The organism is Catellatospora tritici (genome assembly GCF_019083965.1).
GTDB classification, from domain to species: domain Bacteria; phylum Actinomycetota; class Actinomycetes; order Mycobacteriales; family Micromonosporaceae; genus Catellatospora; species Catellatospora tritici.
In genome coordinates, this window is the sequence record NZ_JAHRCY010000020.1 from 87,841 (window position 1) to 109,991 (window position 22,151).

18 protein-coding genes are annotated in these 22,151 nt (G+C 71.1%); 9 read left to right on the plus strand and 9 right to left on the minus strand.

The genetic code is table 11. The features are described 5' to 3' along the window. Positions 1-63: 63 nt before the first annotated feature. Positions 64-558, minus strand: coding sequence for a DUF3145 domain-containing protein (locus KUA19_RS33070; RefSeq protein ID WP_217402446.1), 495 nt, complete (start codon positions 556-558; stop codon positions 64-66). Between the two features lie 270 nt (positions 559-828). Here KUA19_RS33070 and KUA19_RS33075 point away from each other — a divergent pair, with 270 nt between their 5' ends. Further along, on the plus strand, positions 829-1,155 hold the full coding sequence (locus KUA19_RS33075) for a hypothetical protein (protein WP_217402448.1): 327 nt from the start codon (positions 829-831) through the stop codon (positions 1,153-1,155). A 119-nt stretch (positions 1,156-1,274) separates the two neighbouring features. On the opposite strand, the gene KUA19_RS33080 is transcribed toward KUA19_RS33075, so the two are convergent. Continuing rightward, positions 1,275-1,919, minus strand: coding sequence for a carbonic anhydrase (locus tag KUA19_RS33080; RefSeq protein WP_308167786.1), 645 nt, complete (start codon positions 1,917-1,919; stop codon positions 1,275-1,277). 263 nt (positions 1,920-2,182) lie between these two features. On the opposite strand from KUA19_RS33080, the gene KUA19_RS33085 reads away from it, so the two are divergent. Then, positions 2,183-2,884: a DedA family protein gene (locus KUA19_RS33085; RefSeq protein WP_308167787.1), complete on the plus strand. Its 702-nt coding sequence runs from the start codon at positions 2,183-2,185 to the stop codon at positions 2,882-2,884. A 112-nt stretch (positions 2,885-2,996) separates the two neighbouring features. Next, complete coding sequence (locus tag KUA19_RS33090; protein WP_217402450.1) at positions 2,997-5,165, plus strand: HelD family protein; 2,169 nt, start codon at positions 2,997-2,999, stop codon at positions 5,163-5,165. A 63-nt stretch (positions 5,166-5,228) separates the two neighbouring features. Here the strand turns inward: KUA19_RS33090 and KUA19_RS33095 are convergent, their stop codons facing one another. From KUA19_RS33095 to KUA19_RS33105, 3 genes are all read right to left on the minus strand, one after another. Next, complete coding sequence (locus tag KUA19_RS33095; RefSeq protein ID WP_254550472.1) at positions 5,229-6,506, minus strand: hypothetical protein; 1,278 nt, start codon at positions 6,504-6,506, stop codon at positions 5,229-5,231. Between the two features lie 14 nt (positions 6,507-6,520). Then, positions 6,521-8,047 carry an alkaline phosphatase D family protein gene (locus KUA19_RS33100; protein ID WP_217402452.1) on the minus strand — a complete coding sequence of 509 codons (1,527 nt, stop codon included), beginning with the start codon at positions 8,045-8,047 and terminating at the stop codon, positions 6,521-6,523. A gap of 174 nt (positions 8,048-8,221) precedes the next feature. Beyond that, a complete protein-coding gene (locus tag KUA19_RS33105; protein ID WP_308167789.1) occupies positions 8,222-10,195 on the minus strand; it encodes a beta-galactosidase in 1,974 nt (657 codons plus the stop codon). 184 nt (positions 10,196-10,379) lie between these two features. Here KUA19_RS33105 and KUA19_RS33110 point away from each other — a divergent pair, with 184 nt between their 5' ends. The 4 genes from KUA19_RS33110 to KUA19_RS33125 are packed head-to-tail and all read left to right on the plus strand — an operon-like array spanning position 10,380 to position 14,484. Continuing rightward, a complete protein-coding gene (locus tag KUA19_RS33110; protein WP_217402457.1) occupies positions 10,380-11,675 on the plus strand; it encodes an ABC transporter substrate-binding protein in 1,296 nt (431 codons plus the stop codon). 39 nt (positions 11,676-11,714) lie between these two features. Next, positions 11,715-12,605, plus strand: coding sequence for a carbohydrate ABC transporter permease (locus tag KUA19_RS33115; protein WP_308167790.1), 891 nt, complete (start codon positions 11,715-11,717; stop codon positions 12,603-12,605). Beyond that, positions 12,602-13,471, plus strand: a complete 870-nt coding sequence (locus KUA19_RS33120; RefSeq protein WP_217402461.1) for a carbohydrate ABC transporter permease — start codon at positions 12,602-12,604, stop codon at positions 13,469-13,471. Before KUA19_RS33115 ends, KUA19_RS33120 begins: the two co-directional genes overlap by 4 nt. Then, positions 13,471-14,484 carry a LacI family DNA-binding transcriptional regulator gene (locus tag KUA19_RS33125; RefSeq protein WP_217402463.1) on the plus strand — a complete coding sequence of 338 codons (1,014 nt, stop codon included), beginning with the start codon at positions 13,471-13,473 and terminating at the stop codon, positions 14,482-14,484. The genes KUA19_RS33120 and KUA19_RS33125 overlap by 1 nt, the downstream gene beginning before the upstream one ends. A gap of 217 nt (positions 14,485-14,701) precedes the next feature. On the opposite strand, the gene KUA19_RS33130 is transcribed toward KUA19_RS33125, so the two are convergent. Continuing rightward, a complete protein-coding gene (locus tag KUA19_RS33130; protein ID WP_308167791.1) occupies positions 14,702-16,867 on the minus strand; it encodes a carbohydrate-binding module family 20 domain-containing protein in 2,166 nt (721 codons plus the stop codon). A gap of 487 nt (positions 16,868-17,354) precedes the next feature. On the opposite strand from KUA19_RS33130, the gene KUA19_RS33135 reads away from it, so the two are divergent. Further along, positions 17,355-18,740 (plus strand): FAD-dependent oxidoreductase, encoded by a 1,386-nt coding sequence (locus tag KUA19_RS33135; RefSeq protein WP_217402465.1) that lies wholly within the window; start codon positions 17,355-17,357, stop codon positions 18,738-18,740. A 185-nt stretch (positions 18,741-18,925) separates the two neighbouring features. On the opposite strand, the gene KUA19_RS33140 is transcribed toward KUA19_RS33135, so the two are convergent. The 3 genes from KUA19_RS33140 to KUA19_RS33150 all read right to left on the minus strand — a co-directional run bounded on the left by KUA19_RS33140 (position 18,926) and on the right by KUA19_RS33150 (position 21,145). Further along, positions 18,926-19,714 carry an oxidoreductase gene (locus KUA19_RS33140; protein ID WP_217402467.1) on the minus strand — a complete coding sequence of 263 codons (789 nt, stop codon included), beginning with the start codon at positions 19,712-19,714 and terminating at the stop codon, positions 18,926-18,928. Positions 19,715-19,765: 51 nt separating this feature from the next. Continuing rightward, positions 19,766-20,272 carry a DinB family protein gene (locus tag KUA19_RS33145; protein WP_217402469.1) on the minus strand — a complete coding sequence of 169 codons (507 nt, stop codon included), beginning with the start codon at positions 20,270-20,272 and terminating at the stop codon, positions 19,766-19,768. Positions 20,273-20,452: 180 nt separating this feature from the next. Then, a complete protein-coding gene (locus KUA19_RS33150) occupies positions 20,453-21,145 on the minus strand; it encodes an HAD family hydrolase (RefSeq protein WP_217402470.1) in 693 nt (230 codons plus the stop codon). A gap of 87 nt (positions 21,146-21,232) precedes the next feature. Here KUA19_RS33150 and KUA19_RS33155 point away from each other — a divergent pair, with 87 nt between their 5' ends. Continuing rightward, a complete protein-coding gene (locus KUA19_RS33155; protein ID WP_217402472.1) occupies positions 21,233-22,144 on the plus strand; it encodes a GNAT family N-acetyltransferase in 912 nt (303 codons plus the stop codon). Positions 22,145-22,151 lie beyond the last annotated feature (7 nt).

The following is a 22,151-nucleotide window of genomic DNA, read 5'->3' on the forward strand; positions in this document are numbered from 1 at the left end:
GGGTCAACCGTTACACGCGATCCGTATCGTCCTTACGGACGATCCCGGCCTGGCTACGATGGGCTAACCCGCCCTGGTCAACAGGGTTACCGGGGCTCCTTCGGCGGCGTAGCGGTACGGCTCGAGCTCCGCGTCCCAGGAGGTCCCCATCGCCTGGTCCAGCGCGTGGGCCAGCGACTCCGGGCTGCGGGCGGACGCGATGATGCTGCGCAGCCGGTCCTCGCCGAGTTGGATGTCGCCCGCCGCGCCCATCGCCGCGCGGAACAGGCCGCGGCCGGGCACGTGCATGAAGCGCTCGCCGTCCACGCCCGGACTCGGCTCCTCGGTGATCTCGAAGCGGAGCATCGGCCACTGGCGCAGCTCATGCGCGATCTCCGCCCCACTGCCGGGGCGGCCGGACCAGCCGCACTCGGCCCGCCGGGCACTGGGCTCGACGGGCTGCACGGTCCAGTGCAGGTTAACCGCGCCACTTTTCAGGGCGCGCGAAATCGCCCACTCGACGTGAGGACACACGGCGAGCGGGCTCGAGTGGACGTGTACGACGCCACGCGTAGGCACGTTGACCTCCCGAGACTGAACAGGCTCGTCTTCCCCTACGGCCTGGTGCCACGGACGATCTCCACCATGATGACGGCTGGGGCTGATGTGGCGCCAGCGAATCGCGAAACTCGCCGGATGAATTGTCCGTGCGGGCCATCTCGCGCGCGGCGGACGGTGTCACGGTGGTGACGCACCGACGTCGGTCACCGGACGACCCGCCGCCCGTCGAGGTCACCACGGGTGTCGTGTAGAGTTGGCGGGTCAACCAGACTTTCCAAGGAGTACGTCGTGGCGAGCAACACCTCCAAGACCGCGCGCGCCTCAGTCCGGGCCGGTGAGGCCAAGGGTGGCGCGCTGAGCGTGCTCGGTGAGTTCAAGTACATCATCCCGCTGAACAACGGCAAGCACGCCTACGTTCGCAACCTCACCAACGGCAAGACCGTGCACCTCAGCACGTCGTCGGACGCCTTCGTCGAGGAGATCCGCGTGCTGGCCGGTGCCGGCCACGCCGCCAAGATCCGGGTTGAGCTCGCCGCGCTGAACACCGCCCACCCGGGCCACGGCTGGGACGCCACCGAGAAGCGACTGGCCGAGGCCGGCGTCTTCGGCGAGTGAGTCGTGCCAGGACCGCCCGCGGCTGAGCTCGCAGGCTGGAACTGAAAGCCCCGGTCACCGAATGGTGACCGGGGCTTCTTTCATGCCCGTGGCAGGGCAGCTCAGGTGGGTCGGACGGGTCAGATCAGGCTGACGACGCCGGTGTCGAGGTCGTACACGGCGCCGACGACCTGGACCTTGCCCTCGGCGACGGGAGCGGCCAGGCGCCCGACGGAGCGCAGCTGCGCGGCGGTGCGTTCGACGTGGCGGCGCAGCGCCTTGGGCACCGCCTGCGGGTCGTCCGCGCCGACCTCGGTGACGGCCGGGGCGATCTCCTCGACCAGGTAGCCCAGGAAGCCGTCGGGCCGCGATCCCGTGCGCACGGCCTCGACGGTGGCGGCCACGGCGCCGCACCGCTCGTGCCCGAGCACAAGAATCAGCGAGGCGTGCAGCTCGGTGACGGCGAACTCGACCGAACCGATCACGGACCGGTCCAGTACGTGTCCGCCGGAGCGCACCACGCAGATCGAGCCGAAGTTCTGGTCGAACACCGCCTCCAGCGGCACCCGCGAGTCGATACAGCCCACGACCACCGCGTACGGCTCCTGGGTGCTGGAACGGGCGGCCGCCTCGCCGATGTGGTGGCCGTAGCGGGGACGTCCCGCCGCGAACCGGCGGTTACCCGCCAGCAGGTCTGCCAGCGCCTCAGCCGGCCCCGGGTTTTCCCCCGGGCCGTCGTCGGGCACGGTCTCTTGCATCGTCGGCGCAGTCTCGGACAGCGTCATGCCCTTACTCTGGCTGGTCTGCGGTACGCGCGGGAAGGTTACGCGAGGGTAGTGCGACGATTCTCACCGGCGCGGCCCCTGCGCGCGGCGGCTCTACGGTCGCGGATCCGACTTACGGGAAACCCGGAGATTCGGATGATTCGCTGCTCCGGCGATGTTCTCGCGTTCCCCGGTCGGGTATCTTTTCGGCGGCGCCGAGCCGTCGCGACCGCGACGATCGCCGCACTCGCGCGAGTTCTGCGCGGCCGTCGGAGGGGGTGCTCGTGGATTCCGTCACCGCGTGGTTGGAGACCCTGCCGCCGCTCGTGATCTACATCATCGTCGGGCTGGTCATCGGCACCGAGAGCATGGGCATTCCGCTGCCCGGCGAGATCGTGCTGGTCAGCGCGTCGCTGCTGGCCGCGACCACCGACTACGCCTCGCCGTGGGGGGTGGCGATCGGCGCCGCGATCGGCGCCATCGTGGGCGACTCCATCGGGTACGCCGTGGGCATGCGCGGCGGCCGCCCGCTGCTGGAGCGGCTGGGCCGCAAGTTCCCCAAGCATCTCGGCCCGGCGCAGATCGCCCGCGCGGAGACGATGTTCGGGCGCTGGGGCACCTGGGCGGTGTTCTTCGGCCGCTTCGTCGCGCTGCTGCGCATCCTGGCCGGGCCGATGGCCGGGGCGCTGCGGGTGCCGTATCGCAAGTTCCTGGTCGCCAACGCCGCGGGCGGCATCGTGTGGGCCTTCGGCACCACCTTCGCCATCTATGCGCTGGGCGCGGTGGCCGAGCACTGGCTCAAGCGCTTCTCCTGGGCCGCGCTGATCGTGGCGCTGGTCTTCGGCCTGGGCTCCACCTGGTATCTCAAGCGCCGCGCCCACCGGCACGGCGCCGAGGACAATCTGACTGAGACGGTCGAACCGGACATCGCGCTCGCTGAAGTCGCCCCGAACGCCAAGAAGTCCGCCAAGGAGCGGGTCGGCTGACGTCCAGCCTATCGGGTGCCACCACCGGCCGCATCGCCCCGGTGATCGATCTTCGGTACGGGGCGAGCCCGTACCCTATCGGGGCACCTTTTGCCCGCGGCCCGGGAGACTCATGTCAGACAACACCCTGCACGAAGAGATCGCCTCAGAGCAGCAGCACGTGGACCGGGTCTACGCCCGGCTCGCCGGGCTGCGCGCCGAGGCGGCGCAGGCGGAGGCCGACGGCTACCAGCTCGCCCGCGTCGGCAACTACGGCGCCCTGGTCGAGCGCGACGCGATGGTCTTCCACGCGGCCCGGCGCCGCCACAGCTTCGACACCGAGCACGAGGGCCTGGTCTTCGGACGGCTCGATCTGCACCCGGACCGGGTGGAGACGGAGCCGACCGATGCGGTGGCCGACCCGGAGGCGGCGGGCTGGGACGAGCGGCCCCGCTACATCGGCCGCCTCGGCGTGCGTACCGAGCAGGCCGAGCCGCTCCTGATCGACTGGCGTGCCCCGGCCGCCGCCGCCTTCTACCGGGCCACCGCCGCGCAGCCGCTCGGGGTGATCCGTCGCCGCATGATCTCGTCGTTCGGCGAGAAGGTCACCGGCATCGAGGACGACCTGCTCGACCCGGCCAACGCGCCCGAGAGCATGACCGTGATCGGCGACGGGGCACTGCTCGCGGCGCTGAGCCGGGCCAAGGGCACCGGCATGCGCGACATCGTCGCGACCATCCAGCACGAGCAGGACCTGGCGATCCGCTCCCCCGCGTCCGGGGTGACCCTGGTCGAGGGCGGGCCGGGCACCGGCAAGACCGCGGTGGCGCTGCACCGCGCCGCGTACCTGCTCTACGCCGACCGGGCCCGGTTCGCCGGGGGCGGCGTGCTGATCGTGGGCCCGTCACCGGTGTTCGTGGAGTACATCGAGACGGTGCTGCCCGCCCTCGGCGAGGACTCCGCCACGCTCAAATCGACCGGCCAGCTCGTGGTGGGCGTCAACGCCGTACGGGAGGAGACCGCCGCCGTACGCGCGGTGAAGGGCTCGCTGCGGATGCGCCGGGTGCTGCGCCGCGCGGCCGAGGACGCTCCGCCGAGCAACCCCGACGGCCTGCGCATCCGCTACCGGGGCGAGTGGCTGGTGCTGACCCGGCAGCAGGGCGAGGAGATCCGGCGGCGGGTGGGGCGCGGCAACCGCCGCAACGAGATCCGGGCCAAGGCGTTCGGTGCGGTGCTCGACCAGCTGTGGGCCCAGGCCAAGCCGAAGCTGGCCCGGCTGGAGCAGTCGCGGTTCGACGAGGAGCTGACCGAACACGAGGGCTTCCGGAGCTTCCTCAAGGCGTGGTGGCCGATCGTGCGCCCGATCGACGTGCTGGGCTGGCTGGGCGACCCGCGCCGGCTGCGCCGCTACGCCGAGGGCACGTTGTCGGGCGAGGAGCAGCGGCTGCTGAGCCGTGCCCTGGCGCCGCTGCGCGAGTCAGGGCCGAGCATCGACGACGTGCCGCTGCTGGACGAGCTGAGGGAGCTGGTCGGCCTGCAGCCGGTGCCCAAGCGGCGGCGCCGGGAGGCGTACACGGTGGGCGGGGTGCGCGAGGTCGCCACGGCGTACGAGCGGGCCCGCGCGAGCCTGGCCGCCGACCCGCGCGAGCGTGACTACCGCGACTACGCGCACGTGGTGGTCGACGAGGCGCAGGACGTGACCCCGATGCAGTGGCGCATGATCGGCCGCCGGGGGCACGCGGCGAGCTGGACCATCGTCGGCGACCCGGCCCAGTCGGCCTGGATCGGCGACCCGCGTGAGCCCGTCCGGGCGCGGGACGAGGCACTGGGCGGCCGCAAGCGGCACCCGCACCGGCTGACCACCAACTACCGCAACTCCACCGAGATCTTCGAGGTCGCCGCCGAGGTGATTCGACAGGTCTCGCCGGACCTGCCGCTGCCGAAGGCGGTGCGCAGCACCGGCGTGGCCCCGGTGCACCGCCTGGTCGAGCCGGCCGGGCTGGAGCAGGCGGTCCGGGAGGCGGTGGCGGCGCAGCTCGGCGAGGTCGAGGGCACCGTCGGCGTGATCACCGCGGACGCGAGCGTACGCGAGCGGGTGCGCGAGTGGCTGGCCGAGCACGCGCAGGAGCGGCTGCGGGTGGTCACCGCGCTGGAGGCCAAGGGGATGGAGTACGACGGTGTCGTGCTCGTCGAGCCCGCCGCGATCACCGCCGGCACCGACGCGGGCCGCCGCACGCTGTATGTGGCCCTGTCCCGCGCCACCCAGCGCCTGGTGACCATCGCCACCCAGCCGTGGCGCTGAGACTGTGGGTTAAGAAGGGCCCCTTCTTCTACGCAATGCGATAAGAAGGGGCCCTTCGTTGCCTCACCAGTCGGAGTTGGCGGCGCCGAGGCCCAGGCGGACCTGGTCGAACAGGTTCCCGTCGTTGTCGTCGGTGAACGACAGCGCGATCTCGCCCCAGGCGGAGACGGCGACGGCGCCCTGCTCCTGGCGGCCGGTGGTCGTGTCGGTGTAGGACTGCGCGGCCAGGCGACCGGCGGTGGTGCCGTCGGGGTTGTAGCCGCGCGCCCACACGTCCAGGCCGTTGGCCGGGGTGGTCCAGGCGACCACGGTGGCGGCCTGGTCGTCGATGCCGACGCTGGGCGAGATGGCGCCCGCCTCGCTGGACACCTCCAGGTCGCCGTGGCGGGCGGTGCCGTCGGCCTTGAACGAGCGGGCCCACACCCCGGCGGTGCCGGTGTGGTCGGACTCCCAGGCCACGGTGAAGTCGCCGGTGAAGTTCGCCGCGATCGAGGCGTGCCACTGCTGGTTGCCGCCGTTGACGTTGGCGGTGCGGCGGGTCAGGTTCACCGCGCCGTTGGCCCTGGCCAGGCGGACCAGGCCGATGTTGTAGAACGCGTTGGCGTCGGAGTCCTCGTCCCAGACCACGAGCGCGTCACCGGCGGCGGAGACGGCGACGTCCGGGCGGTGGTGGGTGCCGGTGGTCTGGCTGGCGGTCACCTCGTACGCCTTGGTGGTGACGTTGGTGTAGCCCGCCGCCTTGACCAGGGAAACGGTGGCGCCCTCGGCGATGTCCTCCCAGACCACGGTGAAGGCGACCGCGGTGGTGCTGTTCGGGGTGCCGTCCGGGTCGACCGCCACCTTCGGCACGATCTGCTGCCCGGCGGTGTCGGCGTTGGCGCGGCCGGAGCCCAGCACCGTGCCGGTCGGACCGACGACCTGGTAGGGGATGTTGAAGAACCCGTTGCCGTCCGGGTCGTCGGCCCAGACCACCACCGCGTTGCCCTTGTCGTCCAGGCCGACGTCGGGGGTGATGTGCTTCCAGTTCGTCCCGGCGGTGCCGCCGGTGGACAGCTTCTTCTCGTAGACGGCGACGCCGTCCTTGAACAGCCGGAGGTAGACCTCCGAGTGGTTGTTGTCCTCGGGGGCGGCGGTGTCGCGGTCGTCCTCCCAGACGACGGCGACGTAGCCGTTGCGGTTGGTGGCGATCGCGGCGCCGTCCTGGTCGCCGGTGGCGACGCTGTTGGCGGTCGACCAGGTGACCGTGGCGGGCGCGGCGTACGCCGGAACAGCGGTCAGGGTGAGCGCGGCAGTGGCCAGCGTGGTCAGCGAGACCGCGGCCAGGGGTGCGAGGCGGGTCATGGGAACGGGTTCTCCTAGATCTGCTGCAGGCCGGGCTGGCCGTCGGCGATGGCGTACGAGCGCAGCGTGGTCACCGGCGCGCCGTGCTCGGTGACGGTGGCCACCGAGCGGAAGTCGGCCCGGACCTGGCTCTGGCTGATCGTGGTGAGCACGTAGCCGCGCCGGTCGGAGTAGAACTTCAGGTGCGGGTTGGTCGCCACATCGGGGATGGTGGTGGTCGCGGTGCCGTTGCCGCCCGAGGTGATCGAGGTGCAGACCAGTTCGGTGCCGATGGTCGCCGAGTTGGCGTTGGCGTAGTCGGCCTTGAGGTTGTTGGCCCAGGCGGCGTGCACGTCGCCGGTGAGCACCAGCGGGTTGCGCACCTGCCGGTCGAGCCAGCCCTGTTGGATGCGGGCGCGCGAGGCGCGGTAGCCGTCCCAGGCGTCCATGCTGGACGCGCCGGCGGCGTCGAACCGGCGGGCGAAGAAGACCTGCTGGCCGAGGATGTCCCAGGTGCCGTAGTGCTGGGCCAGGCCGTCGAGCAGCCACGCCTCCTGGGCGGTGCCGGGCAGGCTGCGGCTGGCCAGGTCGGCGTCGGCGCAGACCTTCCAGCCGTCGCCGCAGGCCTGGTCGTTGCGGAACTGGCGGGTGTCGAGCATGTGGAAGGTGGCCAGGTTGCCCCAGCGAACGCGGCGGTAGAGGGGAATGCTGTTGCCGACCGGCGCCTGGGCGGGCCGCAGCGGCATGTTCTCGTAGTACGCCCGGTAGGCGTCGGTGCGGCGCTGGGTCCACTGCGCGGTGGTCAGCGCCGGGCTGCTGTCGTTGCGCACCATGTTGGCGTAGTTGTTCTCGACCTCGTGGTCGTCGGGCACCACCAGCCAGGGTGCGACGGCGTGCGCGGCCTGCAGGTCCGGGTCGGACTTGTAGAGCGCGTACCGGCGGCGGTAGTCGGCCAGCGACACGATCTCGCTGCCCACGTGCTCGCGTACCGAGCCGGCGGTGGCGGCGTCCTCGTAGATGTAGTCGCCGAGGTGCAGGATCAGGCCGGGGTTGTCCTCGGCCATGCGCCGGTAGGCGGTGTAGTAGCCCGACTCGTAGTGGGCGCAGGAGGCGAAGGCCATCACCAGGTCACGGCCGAAGGTGCCCGTGGCGGGGGCGGTGCGGGTGCGCCCGACCGGGGAGATGTGGCCCTGGGCGCGGAAGCGGTAGTAGTAGTCGCTGTCCGGGCTCAGACCGCCCGCGACCACGTGCACCGAGTGCGCGTCGGCGTAGCGTGCGGTCACCGTGCCCGAGGCGACCAGCGTGCCGAAGGTCGAGCTGGTGGAGACCTGCCAGTCGACGGCGACGTCGGCGTTGGCCATGCCGCCCTGGCCGTCGGCGTTGAGCGGGGTCGGCGCCAGGCGGGTCCACAGGACCACGCTGCTCGCGTCGGGCTCACCGGAGGCGACACCGAGTTTGAAGGGGAAGGGCGCCGCCGCGTACGCGAGGCTGCCGGCGGTGAGCGCGGACCCGATTGTGGCGAGTCCACCCAGGACGAAAGTGCGACGACCGAGGGGGTTCATGGGCCGTAGATTCATTGATACATATGAACATAATCTTGAACGTAGGTGAACCCAGAATGTCCACAGACCCTCCAGATCGGCCACAGAACCACTACACGAAGGAAGGGCCCCTTCTTATCGCTTTTCGACGTAGAAGGGGCCCTTCTTAACCAAGTCGGACTGGCTCGACCGTCCTCACCGGATCGCGCGGACGCCACCGGGTGGGATGGTCACCGCCCCGGGCCACACACTGCCGTCCAGCAGATCCGTGCCAGATGGCTCCGACACCACCACTTCGGTGTCGCCGTGGTTGATGAGGAACACCACATCGCCGCGGCGGACGTACTCCAGGTCGTCGGGCAGGCCGTGCGGGCGGCGTACGCCCGCGGTGTCCAGGGCTCGGGCCAGCAGCGGCCGCAGCCGGTCGACGGCGGTCGCGACATACCAGGCGGTGCCCCGGCCCAGGTCGTGCCGGGTGACCGCGGGGTGGCCCGCGTCGGGTCCGGCGGCGAAGTCGACCACCGGAACCGCCCCGGCCGGGCGCACCCGCTCCGACCACACCGCCCCGCGCGACCCGTCACCGAGCTCGACCGTCTCGCCCTCGCGCAGCGGATGGAACTCCTCGATGGACAGCCCCAGCACCTCCCGCAGCGCCCCCGGATACGCCCCCGGGTGCACCGTCTCGTGCTCGTCGACGATCCCGGAGAAGTACGACACCAGCAGGTGCCCGCCCGACTCCACGTAGCGGCACAGGTTCTTGGCCGCCACCTCCCCCAGCAGATACGCGCTGGGCGCCACCACCAGCCGGTACGCCGACAGATCCGCCGCCGGATGTACGAAGTCGACGGTCGCGTGCTCACGCCACAGCGCCTCGTAGTACGCGTCGACCCGCTCCCGGAACCGCAGGTCGACACTGGGCCGCCACTCCAGCTCCAGGGCCCAGAACGATTCCCAGTCCCACACCACCGCCACCTCGGCGGCGACCCGGCTGCCGCGTACCGGCGCCAGCTCGCGCAGCTGCGCACCCAGCTCCACCACGTCGCGCCACAGCTGCGAGTCGGTGCCCGCCTGCGGCAGCATCGCCGAGTGGAACTTCTCCGCGCCGTAGCGGGAAGCCCGCCACTGGAAGAACAGCACCGAATCCGAGCCGCGCGCCACATGGGCCAGGCTGTTGCGGCGCAGCTCGCCCGGCCGCTTGGCCAGGTTGCGCGGCTGCCAGTTCACCGCCCCGGTGGAGTGCTCCATCAGCAGCCACGGGGCGCCGCCCGCCAGCGACCGACTCAGGTCGGCCGACAGGGCCAGCTCGATGTGGTTGTCGGGGCGCTCGGCGGTCAGGTAGTGGTCGTTGCTGACCACGTCCACCTCGGGCGCCCACCGCCACAGGTCCATGGACTTGCAGTTGGCGGTCATGAAGTTGGTGGTGACCGGGGTGTGCGGGGTGCTCGCGCGCAGGATGTCGCGCTGCAGCGTGAAGCAGGCCAGGTGCTCGTCGGAGGTGAACCGCGCGAAGTCCAGCCGCTGGGCGGGGTTGACCGCGGTGTGGTTGGCGCGCGGGACGTCGATCTCGTCCCAGTCGCCGTATCGCTGGCTCCAGAAGTCGGCGCCCCAGGCCTCGTTGAGCGCGTCGAGGTCGCCGTAAATGGCGCGCAGCCAGGCCCGGAACGCGGCGACGCTGGCTTCGCAGTAGCACTCGCCGAGCGGAGCGCCGTACTCGTTGTGCACGTGCCAGAGGACGACAGCCGGGTGGTCGCGGTAGTGCTCGGCCAGGGCGCGGGCGATCCCGGCGGTGGCGGCGCGATACTCCGGCGAGCTGGGGCAGGCGTTCTGGCGGCCGCCGACGCCGATGCGTACGCCCTCGCGGTTCACCGGCAGGGTGTGCGGATACGCCCGGGAGAACCAGGGCGGCGGGGCGGCGGTCGGGGTGCCCAGATCGACGGCGATCCCGGCGGCGTGCAGCCGGTCGATGATCTCGTCGAGCCAGCCGAACTCGTACCGGCCCGGGGCCGGCTCCAGCCGGGCCCAGGCGAAGACGCCGAGGCTGACCAGGTTGACCCCGGCCGCGCGCATCAGCGCGACGTCCTCCTCCTGCACCTGGCGGGGCCACTGCTCGGGGTTGTAGTCCCCGCCGTAGGCCAGACCCCCGAGCCGGGTGCTGATGCTGTCGACCACCGGTCCCCCTTTGTTCTGTGAACGTGCACAGTAGCGGAAGCACTCCGAGCGCGGAAGCCACCATGCGGCAAATCCCGACCGTGTAACGAGTTTGCGAACGTGCCTTGACGGCCGCGTTACGGCCCCTCCACACTGTTGCGCACTGTGAACGTTCACAGAAACTCGCCATTTTGACGGAGGACCCATGCGTACGAAACGGCTCAGGACGGTACTCACCGCCCTGCTGGTCGGGGCCCTGGCGGCCGGCTGCTCCAGCACCCCGGACGAGGCGGCGCCGCAGGAGACCGGGCCGGTCGACCTGACCTTCTGGACCTGGGCACCGAACATGGACAAGCTCGCCGCGGCGTGGAACGCCGACCACCCCGACATCCACGTCACGGTCAGCAAGCAGGCCGGCGGCGACGAGGCGGCGGCCAAGTTCCTCACCGCGGCCAAGGCGGGCAACGCGCCCGACCTGGTGCAGGCCGAGTACCAGATGCTGCCGTCGTTCGTGGCCGCCGAGGCCGTCGCCGACATCAAGGCCGAGGTCGCGGCCGCCAAGTCGCAGTTCAGCGACGGCATCTGGGGCCTGGTCACGCTGGGCACCGACGGCGTCTACGGCCTGCCGCAGGACAGCGGCCCGATGATGCTCTACTACCGCACCGACCTGTTCACCAAGTACGGCATCGCCGTCCCCAAGACCTGGGACGAGTACGCCGCCGCGGCCCGGACCGTGCACGCCAAGGACAAGAGCGTCTACCTGGGCGGCTTCTCCAGCAAGGACCCGGGCTGGTTCGCGGGGCTGGCCCAGCAGGCGGGCGGCCAGTGGTGGTCGATCCAGGGCGAGTCCTGGAAGGTCGGCATCGACGAGGGCCCGACCCGCAAGGTGGCCGACTTCTGGGGCGGCCTGGCCGCCGAGGGCGTCGTGGACACCCAGGCCCCGTGGACCCCGGAGTGGAACGCCGCGCTCAACAATGGCAAGGTGCTGTCCTGGGCCTCGGCCGTGTGGGCGCCGGGCGTGCTGAGCAGCAACGCCCCCGACGGCAAGGGCAAGTGGGCCATCGCGCCGCTGCCGCAGTGGAGCGCCGGGGAGTCGTACAGCGGCTTCTGGGGCGGTTCGTCCATCGCGGTCGCCGCGGGCTCCAAGCACCGCGCCGCCGCCGCCCAGTTCGCCACCTGGCTCAACACCGACGCCAAGGCGCTGGACCTGCTGATCAAGGAGGCGGCGATCTACCCGGCGGCCAAGGGCGGCCAGGCGCTGCTCACCACCGCCCCGGAGTACTTCGCCAACCAGCCCGACTTCTGGGCCCAGGCCACCACGATCTCCTCCTCGGCGCGCGGCTTCACCTTCGGTCCGAACGTCAACGTCGCCTACAGCGCGTACAAGGACGCCTTCGACAAGGCGGTGCAGCAGAAGTCCTCGTTCGGGGCCGCGCTGACCACCGTGCAGGAGGCCACCGTGGCCGACATGAAGAAGTCCGGCTTCACGCTGGTGTCCTGAGCGATGACCAAGGCAAACCGGGGCGCCCGCGCATCGCGCGTGGGCGCCACCCCATACCTGTACCTGGCCCCGGCGGTGGTGCTGTTCACCCTGTTCGTGGCCGCGCCGATCGGCTACACCGCGTACCTGAGCCTGCGCCGGGTCAAGTTCTCCGGCCTGGGCCTGGGCAAGAAGTCGCGCACCGAGATCTTCGTCGGACTGGACAACTACCGCGCCGCGCTCGGCGACGGCGAGTTCTGGGCCGGCTGGTTGCGGGTGCTCGGCTACGCCGCGATGGTGCTCACGCTCATGCTCGGCCTGGCGCTGCTGTTCGCGCTGCTGCTGGACTCGGCGCGGGTACGCCTGCCCCGCTTCTCCCGCATCGCCATCTTCCTGCCGTACGCCGTCCCCGGCGTGGTCGCGACCCTGCTCTGGGGCTTCCTCTACCTGCCCAGCCTGAGCCCGATCCACGCCGCCCTGCACGCGGTCGGCGTCGACGGCGTCAACCTGCTCAGCCCGTCCACGGTGGTCTTCTCCATGGTCAACGTGGCGGTCTGGGGCGGCACCGGCTTCAACATGCTGGTGCTCTACACCCAGCTGCGGGCCGTGCCCCGCGACTACTACGAGGCCGCGCGCATCGACGGGGCGGGTGAACTGGCCATCGCGCTGCGGATCAAGGTACCGATGCTGGCACCCGCGCTGGTGCTGACCACCGTGTTCTCGATCATCGCGACGATGCAGGTGTTCACCGAGCCGACGACGTTGCGCTCGATCTCCAACTCGGTCAGCTCCACCTGGAGCCCGCTGATGAACGTGTACGGCGACGCCTTCGTCACCGGCGACCTCTACTCCGCCTCGGCGACGTCGCTGGTCATCGCGCTGATCGCGCTCGTGCCCTCGCTGGGCTTCCTGCGGCTGGTGCGCCGCCGCGCGTTCGGGGAGGAACGATGAGCATCACCGCTTCCGCCAACGGGGCGGGCAAGGTCCGCCGCCCGCTCGGCCTCATGCCCACCGCCGTGCTGCTGCTCGGGGCGCTGTACTGCCTGCTCCCGGTCGGCTGGGTGCTCGTGGCCGCCAGCAAGACCCGGGGCGAGCTGTTCTCCACCAACGCGTTCACCCCCGGCACCGGCCTGCTGGAGAACCTGTCCGACCTGTCGGCCTACCGCGACGGCATCTTCTGGCAGTGGATGGCCAACACGGCCCTGTACGCCGGGGTCGGCGCGGTGCTGTCGACCGCGGTGTCGGTGCTGGCCGGGTATGCCCTGGCCAAGTTCCGGTTCGTCGGCCAGGGCCTGATCTTCAACGTGCTGATCGGGGGCATCCTGGTGCCGTCGGTGGTGCTCGCGGTGCCGCAGTACCTGCTGCTGGCCAAGGCGGGGCTGGCCGACACGTACTGGGCGGTGCTGCTGCCCAGCATCCTGCACCCGTACAGCATCTATCTGGCCCGCATCTACGCCGCCGCGGCCATCCCGGACGCCCTGCTGGAGGCCGGGCGCATCGACGGAGCCGGCGAGGGGCGGCTGCTGCGGGTGGTGGCCGTGCCGCTGATGGGGCCGGGCATGGTGACGATCTTCCTGTTCCAGTTCGTCGCCATCTGGAACAACTTCCTGCTGCCATTCATCATGCTCGCCGACGACCACCGGTTCCCGCTCACCGTGGGGCTCTACACCCTGTTGGTGACCGGTGCCAACCAGCCCGCCCTGTACAACCTCGTCATCACCGGCGCGCTGCTGTCGATCATTCCGCTGATCGCGCTCTTCCTCACCATGCAGCGGTACTGGCGCACTGACCTGTCCGGCGGGTCTGTGAAAAGCTGATGCCTGTGACCAACAGCAGGCGGCGGCCGACGATCCACGACGTGGCCCGTGCCTCGGGAGTCTCCCGGGGCACGGTGTCCCGCGCCCTCAACGGCGACCCGTACGTCAGCACCGCCGCCGCGGCCGCGGTGAAACGGGCCGTCGCCGAGACCGGATACGTGGTCAACCGCAACGCGCGCAGCCTCGTCACCCAGCGCACCGGCACCGTGGTCATGGTGCTGTCCGAACCGCAGGAGAAGCTGTTCGAGGACCCGAACTTCAGCGTCCTGCTGCGGGTCGCCACCCGACGGCTGGCCCAGCGCGACGTGGCGCTGGTGATGATGGTCGCCGGCGACGACGGCGACCGCGAGCGGGTGGTGCGCTACCTGCGCGGCGGGCACGCCGACGGGGTGCTGCTGCTGTCGGCCCACGCCGGTGACCCGCTGCTGGAGGAGTTGGAGAGCCTGGCGCTGCCCGCGGTGGCGTGCGGGGCGGTGCTCGGGCGCGAAGGGCTGCCGTACGCGGCCGCCGACGACCGCGAGGGCGCCCGGCAGATGACCCGCTACCTGGTCGACCTCGGCCGCAAGAAGATCGCCACGATCACCGGGCCGCTGGACACGCCGGGCGGGTTGAACCGACTCGAAGGCTACTGCGACGTGCTCGGGCGCAAGGCGACCAAGAAGCTGATCGCGCACGGGGACTACACCCGGCACGGCGGCGAGGCGGCCATGCGCGAACTGCTCGACCGCGTGCCGGGGCTGGACGCGGTGTTCGTGGGCTCCGACCTGATGGCGGCCGGGGCGCTGGCGGCGCTGCGCGAGCGGGGCCTGCGGGTGCCGGAGGACGTGGCGGTGGGCGGGTTCGACGACTCGGCGGTCGCGGGGTCGACCCATCCGCGGCTGACGACGGTGCGCCAGCCGCTGGAGCAGGTGGCGACGGAGACGGTACGGATGCTGCTGGAGCTCATCGACGGCGCGGAACGGGTGGAGCCCGTCGTCCTGCCGACCGAACTGGTCCCCCGCGAATCCGCCTGATCCGGCCGCGCCGACCCGGCGCCGCCCCCTCCTCGCGGGGGGGGTGTTATCGACGGTGGCCTATCCACTGGAAAGCCGGTGCACGCGCGCTGGGCCGGGTGTCGACCCGTTCCACTCAGCATCGACGCTGGCCTATCCAGAAGACGGATTTCACGAAATCGTCTTCTGGATAGGCCAGCGTCAATTTAAAACGGGGTGGGGCTCAGCCGAGCCGGTGTCAGCGCCAGGTGTCGGACCGGGTCAGGGTGCACGGGGCGGTGGTCGGGGTGGTGGCGGACCGGTTCGGGTCGCTCTCCCAGGTCACGTTCCCAGAGCCGTCCTTCTTGATGTACTTGTACGTGAACGCGGTCCCCACCGGCAGCGACACCGACCCGGTCCACACCGGGTACGAGGCGCTCGACAGCGCCACCGCGCTGGCGGCGTTCCACGAGCCCAGCGCCGGGATCGACCCGACCACGTAAACGTTCTGCCCCCACGTCGTGGTCGCGTTGACCGCGAACGACCCGGTGACCGTCGAGCAGTTCGACCCGGTCGGCGATGGCGACGGTGACGGGCTGGTCGTGCCCGCCACGTTCCACGTCTCGCTGTAGGTCACCGCGCACACCCCGGTCGGCACGGTGCGGCTCCGGTTGGCGATGCTCTCCCAGGTCACGTTCCCGGACCCGTCCTTCTTGATGTACTTGTACTCGAAGGACGTGCCCGCCGGCAGACTCACGGTCACCCGCCACACGGGGTAGGACGCGCTCGACATCGCGACCGCGCTGCCGGTGTTCCACGAGCCCAGGGCCGCGACGCTGCCCGCGACGTACACGTTCTGCCCGGTGGTCGTGGTGGCGTTCGACTCGAACGTGACGGCGACGCTGGTGCACGCGGTCGAGGTGGGGCTGGGGCTGGCCGAGGTGGTCGGTGACGGCGAGCCGGTCACCATCGCGCCGGTGTGGATCGCCAGCGCCGTGTTGCCCGCCACGCTCACGGTGGCCTGGCCGGAGGCGTTGACCGACACGGTCGCCCCGGAGCAGGTGCCCCCGGAGAAGTTCGCCACGGCGACGTTGCAGTACGTCCCGGCGGGCAGCCCGGTGCCGAAGGTGGTGCTCCAGGCGGCGCTGTCGCGGTTGAACGCGGCGAAGCCGGTGGCCCCGCGGCCGAACGCGATGCGGTTGGCGGCCGGGGAGGTCCAGTTGGTCACGGCCGTACCGCTGACGGCGTTGTGGAAGGCGACCAGGTTGGCCACCACGGTCTTGCGGTGCTCGCACTCCCAGCCCGAGCCGCAGACGACCTGGCTGGTGACGCCGTTGGCGGCGGGCGGCCCGGCGTCGTTGTTGCTGAAGGTGAAGCTGCTCATCAGCGCCGGGGTGCCGTACGGGTAGGCCAGGCTGAACGCCGCTGCCAGCGCGTGCGTCTGCCCGTCCTTGTACGTCAGCTTCGCCCGCCCGTTGCGCTGGGTGTCGTGGTTGTCCACGAAGTTGACCGCGTCACCACTGCCCAGGGCCATCTGACCGGCGAGGTTGTTCAGGTTGGACAGATTCGCGTCGCGAAACGCGTTGCCGACCACGTCGCCGTAGCGGAACTCGGTGACGTCGCCGAGTCCGGCGTACTCGGTGGGCGGGAACGCGGAGTCCTCGATGACCTCCTGGTAGATGTACGGGCTGCCGGACAGGCCGCCGTAGATCGCCTGCAGGTCGGCGACGGGGATGTGCTTGGCCGCGTCGACCCGGAACCCGTCCACGCCGATCGAGATCAGGTCGTTGAGGTACGCGGTCAGCTTGCCGCGCACGTACGAGCTCTCGGTGGCCAGGTCGGACAGGTCGACCAGCTCGCAGTTCTGCACCTCCCACCGGTCGCCCCAGGACACGATGTCGTCGTTGCCGTTGCGGCCGCAGTGGTGGAAGTCGGCGTTGGAGTACAGGTTCGGGTAGCTGTAGTGCGAGTAGGTCGAACCGGCCGAGCCGGTGCCGGTGGAGGCGCCGCCCGCCATGTGGTTGATGACGGCGTCGACGTAGATCTTCACGCCCGCCGCGTGGCAGGTGTTGACCATGTTGGTGAACGCGGCTCGGTCGCCGCGGCGGCTGATCAGCTGGTAGCTGACCGGCTGGTAGTCCTGCCACCACGGGTAGCCCGAGCCACTGAGCACCACGTGCTCCTGCGGCGGGCTCACCTGCACCGCGCCGAAGCCCTTGGGGCCGAGCACGGTGCTGCACTCGGTGGCGATCGAGGCCCACGGCCACTGGAACAGGTGCACGATGACGTCGCGGGCGCCCGGGTTGGCGTCCGCCTTGGCGGGAGTCAGGCGGGGCGCCGGCTGCCAACCGGCGAACGCGGCCAACAGAGCCGCGAGCAGCAGCGACAACGCCGCTGCGGCGAGGGGACGGGTGCGGGTGGTCACGAGTTTCCTCCTGGGTCAGGGAGGGGACGGGCTGGAAACTCTTGCGCAAGTTTCATGGATGTTAGCCCCGCATTGCCCAGCCGTGAAGAGACAACCAGCGCCCGATGTATCCGTTCTATACACACATATAGGGGCCAGACTTACAGGTGATCGACCACTCTTGGCCCCGCGCGGCCCATCACCCCAGATCGCCGCCCCCAGCTCGCGTCGAGATACTGCAAAATCTTTCAAAGATTCTTTCCGGGGTATAGCCGGAGCCGTGCGCGCACTTTCGGGGAAGGTGTCGGAATCCCGGCTCCGATTCGCGCAGTTTCCCCGATAGTGCCGCACTGATGTCGCGGAATGCGCTCAGCGCAACGGATTTCGTGGCGCAGGGTGCCGGTGAGCGCGCACACAGTGTCGTTTTCCAGACGCGATATTCGTTTTCATGATTGCGTCACCCCTCCTTACCGTGAGTACACACCCCTCACCGATACGGAGAGTCGCCTTGTCTGCCAAGGAGAAGTCCGGGCACGCGATCGTGCTCGGCGCCAGCATCGGCGGTCTACTGGCCGCCCGAGCGCTCAGCGAGTCGTACGCGAAGATCACCGTCTTCGACCGCGACGAGCTACCCACCACCAACATCGACCGGCGCGGCGTGCCGCAGGGCGAGCACTCGCACGGCCTGCTCGCCCGGGGCCGTCAGGTGCTCGAGGAACTGTTCCCCGGCTTCGCGGCCGACCTCGCCGCCGCTGGCGCGGTGCCGCTGGACATCCAGGGCGACGTCGTGTGGCTCAACGACGGCCACCGCATGGTGCGCGAGGCGACCGGCCTGCAGGGGCTGGCCGTCAGCCGCCCGGCGCTGGAGTCTTATGTGCGTACCCGCGTCCTGGCCCTGCCCAACGTGGAGCTGCGCCCCCGGCATGAGGCGCTGGGCCTGCTCGCCACCGAGGACCGCGGCCGGATCACCGGCGTGCGGGTGCTGCCGGTCGGCGGCGACGAGGAGCAGCGGCACGAGGCGGACCTGGTCGTCGACGCGACCGGGCGCGGCAACCGCGGCCCGACCTGGCTGGCCGAGCTCGGCTACGACAAGCCGGTAGAGGACCTGGTCGACCCGAAGACCGTCTACATGTCGCGCAACTACAAGCGGGTGCCGGGGCAGGGCGACTTCACCGCGTTCCTGTGCAGCCCGTCGCCGGAGCAGCCGTACGGCGGCGTGGCGATCGCGGCCGAGGGCGACCGCTGGATGGTCACCATGATCGCGGCGGGCGGCTCGCCCGCGCCGTCCGGCGACCCGGAGACCTTCCACGAGTTCGCCAAGCAGTTCCCCGGCCAGGAGCTGTACGAGCTGCTCAGCGTGGCCGAGCCGCTCGGCCCGCCGCACCGGATGCGGCTGCCGGTCAGCGTGCGCCGCCGCTACGAGCACATGAAGCGGCTGCCGCTGGGCTTCCTCGCCGTCGCCGACGCGGTGTGCAGCTTCAACCCGGCGTACGGCCAGGGCATGACCGTCGCCGCGGCCGAGGCCGCGGTGCTGCGCGACTGCCTCGCCGAGGGTCGCGAGAACCTGCAGCAGCGCTTCTTCAAGGCGGCCGCGAAGGTCATCGACGTGCCGTGGGACATCGCGGTCGGCGCCGACCTGCGCTACGACGCGGTGGTGGGCAAGCGCACCGCCAAGGGCAACTTCCTCAACGCGTACGTCGGCAAGATCCATGTCGCCGCCGCCCGCCACGCCCGCGTCGGCCACGCCTTCCTCAGCGTCGCCAACCTGATGACCGCCCCGCAGAGCCTGTTCGCCCCCGCCGTCCTGCGCCGGGTCCTGCGCCCCGGCACCCCCACCACCCCCACCCACCCGGCGCCCACCCCCGCCGCCGCCACCCCAGCCCCCGCCGCCTGACCCCCTCACCCCACCCCACCCCACCCCCGCCCCCCGACCTCTCGGTCGATCATGAACTTATGGCACGGTTCAACGGCGTGTCATGTGCACAGCTTCCTGATCAACAACCGCCACCAGCGCAGTCGATCAGGAAGCTGTGCCGCCGACACACCGTCCAGCCGTGCCATAAGTTCATGATCAACGGGTCAGAGGGTGGGGGTGTAGCCGCCGTCGATGGTCAGGTCGGTGCCGGTCAGGTTGGCGGCGCGGGGGCCGGCCAGGAAGGCGACCACGTCGGCGACCTCGTCCGGAGTGGTGAAGCGGCCGGTGGCGGCGGAGGCGGCCACCTGCTGTTTGACCTGGTCGGCGGAGACACCGGCGGCCTTGGCGAACTGGTCGGCGACGCCGCCGGAGTCCAGCCACAGCGGGGTCGCGACCGGGCCGGGGCTGACCGTGTTGACCCGGATGTTCTTCGGGCCGAGCTCCTTGGACAGGGCCTTGGAAAAGTTGGTCAGGGCCGCCTTCGACGCGGTGTAGTCGATGATCGTCGGATCCGGGTAGAACGCGTTGATCGAGCTCACCGTCACGATCGCGCCACCGCCCCGGGCAAGCAGATGCGGTACGGCGGCACGCGTCGCCCGTACCGCCGACATCAGGTTGATGTTGAATCCGGCGAGCCAGTCCTCGTCGGTGACGCTGGTGAACCCGCCCAGCCGCGGGAACACCGCGCCGACGTTGTTGACCAACACGTCCAGCCCGCCGTACGCCGACACCGCCGCCTCGACCAGCTCCCCCGGCCCGTCCGGCGTGCCCAGATCCACCGGCAGCGCGGTCACCGCCCCGTCGGCGGTGAGCTCGGCCAGTTCGGCCGAGACGGTACGCGCCCCGGCGGCCACCCGCGCCCCCTGCGCCGTCAGCGCCCGGACCACGGCCAGCCCAATGCCCTTGCTCGCCCCGGTGACCACGGCGACCTTGCCCGCCAGCTCCTGCTCCATGGCGCTCAACGCTACGCGCGGACCGGCGGCCGGGCCGGGGAAACACACAGGTCAGACGCCGGTGGTGCCGTCGACGAGTTCGCGCACCACGTCGAGGTGGCCGTTGTGCCGGGCGATCTCCTCGACCAGGTGGAACAGGATCCAGCGCAGGGTGACCGGGGCGCCGTTGCTGCGCATGCTGCGCTGCGACAGCGTGTCGAGGTCGGTGGCGGCGACCAGGGCGCGGTAGCGCTCGGACTGGGCGTCGTACTCGTCGAGCAGTTGGCCGATCGGGTGTTCGAGGGCGACGGTGAACTCGCGGTCGGGCTCCTCCTCGGTCCACGGTCCGGCGTCCTCCTCACCCAGGAACACGACCTGGAACCAGGAGTACTCCACCCAGCGGACGTGGTTGACCAGCCCGGCGACCGTCATCAGCGGTGAGCCGGGCAGCGGCGCGGTGCGGGCCGCCTCTTCGGTGATGCCCTCGCACTTGGCCCGTACGGTGGCGCGGGCGTAGTCGAGGAACGTGGTCAGGGTGCTGCGCTCGTCCCAGCTGGACGGCAGATCGGTTCGCGTCATGGCGCCGATCATGCTGGGCCGGTCCGGCTCCTGTCGAACTCGTTACGCCGGGCCGCCGCTGGTGGCACGGCCGGGCGACGCGGTCGGAGTCAGCTGACGCGATCAGGCGACGCGGTCACGTGACGCGGTCACGTGACGCGGCCAGGCGACGCGGCCAGGCGACGCGGTCAGGCGACGCGGTCAGGCGACGCCGATCGCGCGCAGCAGCGCGGCGGTGTCGGCCAGCGACTCGAGCACCGTGTGCGCGCCCGCGGCGTGCAGCTCGTCCGCGGTGGCGCCGCCGGTGGCCACGCCGATCGCGGTCACACCGTTGCGCAGGGCGCCCTCGATGTCGTGCGGGGTGTCGCCGATGACCACGATCCGGTCGCCGGACAGGGCCACCCCGTGCTTGCGCTCGGCGCGTTCGCGGGCCAGCCGCACCAGCACCGCCCGGACCGGGTCCTCGTCGCCGTACCCGCCGATGTCCAGGTCCATCGGGTCGAGCAGGTCGAACACGGCCAGCTTGATCCGCGCGGCGTCGCGGATGTTGCCGGTGACCACGGTCTGCACCACCCCCGGGACCTCCGCCAGCGCGGCGACCGCCGCCGCGGCCCCGGCCAGCACCACCCCGTGTTCGCGGATCCGCTCGCGCGCGGCCTCGGTGTGCGCGGCGAGCGTGTCCAGGAACAGGGCCACCAGCTGATCGTCGACCGGGTGGCCGTGCCCGGCCAGGGCGGCGGTGAAGAGGTAGTGGTCGGTGCGGCCGCCGAAGTCGGGCAGGCCGGGCGGTTCGGCGCCGACCACCTCCCGGTACGCCGCCAGGAAGATCGCCTTTCCGCCACCGCCCGCGTTGATCAGCGTCCGGTCGATGTCCCACAGCACCAGGCATTTCACGGTGTGAAGGCATCACACCGGCGCTCGCGCTGTCAAGCCGCGCGAACTCTGTGGCGCCGCTCGCGCACGCGACATAGGGTCGCGGGCATGGTGAGCGTACGGGTGGCGACCGAGGCCGAGCAGCAGTCGTGGCGCGAGGACTGGCGCGAGCGGCTGCACCGCCATTTCGCCGGGTACGCCGATCCGGGCGCACGGCACCAGATGGTGGAGCGGCGACTCGGGGCCCAGCAGCGCGCCGAGCCCGGCACGGTGCTCGTGGCCGAATCGGACGGACGCACCGTCGGGCACCTCGCCCTCGGCCGCTCGCCCAATGCCGACCCGTCCGAGGTGTTCGTCTTCGACCTACACGCCCCCGGCGGCGAACAGGTGGCCCGGTCGCTGTTCGACCACGCCCGGCGGTACGCCGCGGAGCAGGGGGTGCAGCGCCTCGGTGCGATCACCCCGACCGGCGACCCGGCCGTGGACGCGCTGCTGACGCACTACCCGCTGCGGGCGCAGCAGATGGTCAAGGACGTGTCCCTGCCGGTCGTGCTGCCCGACGGGCTCACCGGCCGCCCGATGGCCGCCGCGGAGTACGGCCCCTGGCTGGCAGGTGAGATCCGCGGCTACGCCGATGACATCACCGAGTCCGGTTCGGCCACCGCCGAGGCGGCCCTGGCGCGGTCGCAGCGCGAGTTCGCCGAGCTGCTGCCCGACGGGCTGGGCACGGCCGAGCACAGCCTGTGGACGCTGTGCGACGGCGAGCGGGCGGTGGCCCACATCTGGCTGCGGCACGGATACATGGCCGGGATGGGCTACGTCTTCGGCGTCAACGTCCACGAGGGTGAGCGCGGCAAGGGGTACGGCCGCGCGGTGATGCTGCTCGGCGAGCGGGAGACCGCGGCCGCCGGAGACGCCCAGCTGGGGCTGAACGTCTTCGGCGCCAACACGGTCGCCCGCAACCTGTACGACAAGCTCGGCTACCAGGTCGTCGACCAGTTCCGCTCCGACGACCTGTGACCCGCCC

What these genes read in the sequence shown, in the direction of transcription:
- KUA19_RS33080 (WP_308167786.1), bottom strand. Translation starts at nt 1,919, where the DNA reads ATGACGCTGTCCGAGACTGCGCCGACGATGCAAGAGACCGTGCCCGAC.
- KUA19_RS33090 (WP_217402450.1), top strand. Translation starts at nt 2,997, where the DNA reads ATGTCAGACAACACCCTGCACGAAGAGATCGCCTCAGAGCAGCAGCAC.
- KUA19_RS33095 (WP_254550472.1), bottom strand. Translation starts at nt 6,506, where the DNA reads ATGACCCGCCTCGCACCCCTGGCCGCGGTCTCGCTGACCACGCTGGCC.
- KUA19_RS33100 (WP_217402452.1), bottom strand. Translation starts at nt 8,047, where the DNA reads ATGAACCCCCTCGGTCGTCGCACTTTCGTCCTGGGTGGACTCGCCACA.
- KUA19_RS33110 (WP_217402457.1), top strand. Translation starts at nt 10,380, where the DNA reads ATGCGTACGAAACGGCTCAGGACGGTACTCACCGCCCTGCTGGTCGGG.
- KUA19_RS33120 (WP_217402461.1), top strand. Translation starts at nt 12,602, where the DNA reads ATGAGCATCACCGCTTCCGCCAACGGGGCGGGCAAGGTCCGCCGCCCG.
- KUA19_RS33125 (WP_217402463.1), top strand. Translation starts at nt 13,471, where the DNA reads ATGCCTGTGACCAACAGCAGGCGGCGGCCGACGATCCACGACGTGGCC.
- KUA19_RS33140 (WP_217402467.1), bottom strand. Translation starts at nt 19,714, where the DNA reads ATGGAGCAGGAGCTGGCGGGCAAGGTCGCCGTGGTCACCGGGGCGAGC.
- KUA19_RS33145 (WP_217402469.1), bottom strand. Translation starts at nt 20,272, where the DNA reads ATGACGCGAACCGATCTGCCGTCCAGCTGGGACGAGCGCAGCACCCTG.
- KUA19_RS33155 (WP_217402472.1), top strand. Translation starts at nt 21,233, where the DNA reads ATGGTGAGCGTACGGGTGGCGACCGAGGCCGAGCAGCAGTCGTGGCGC.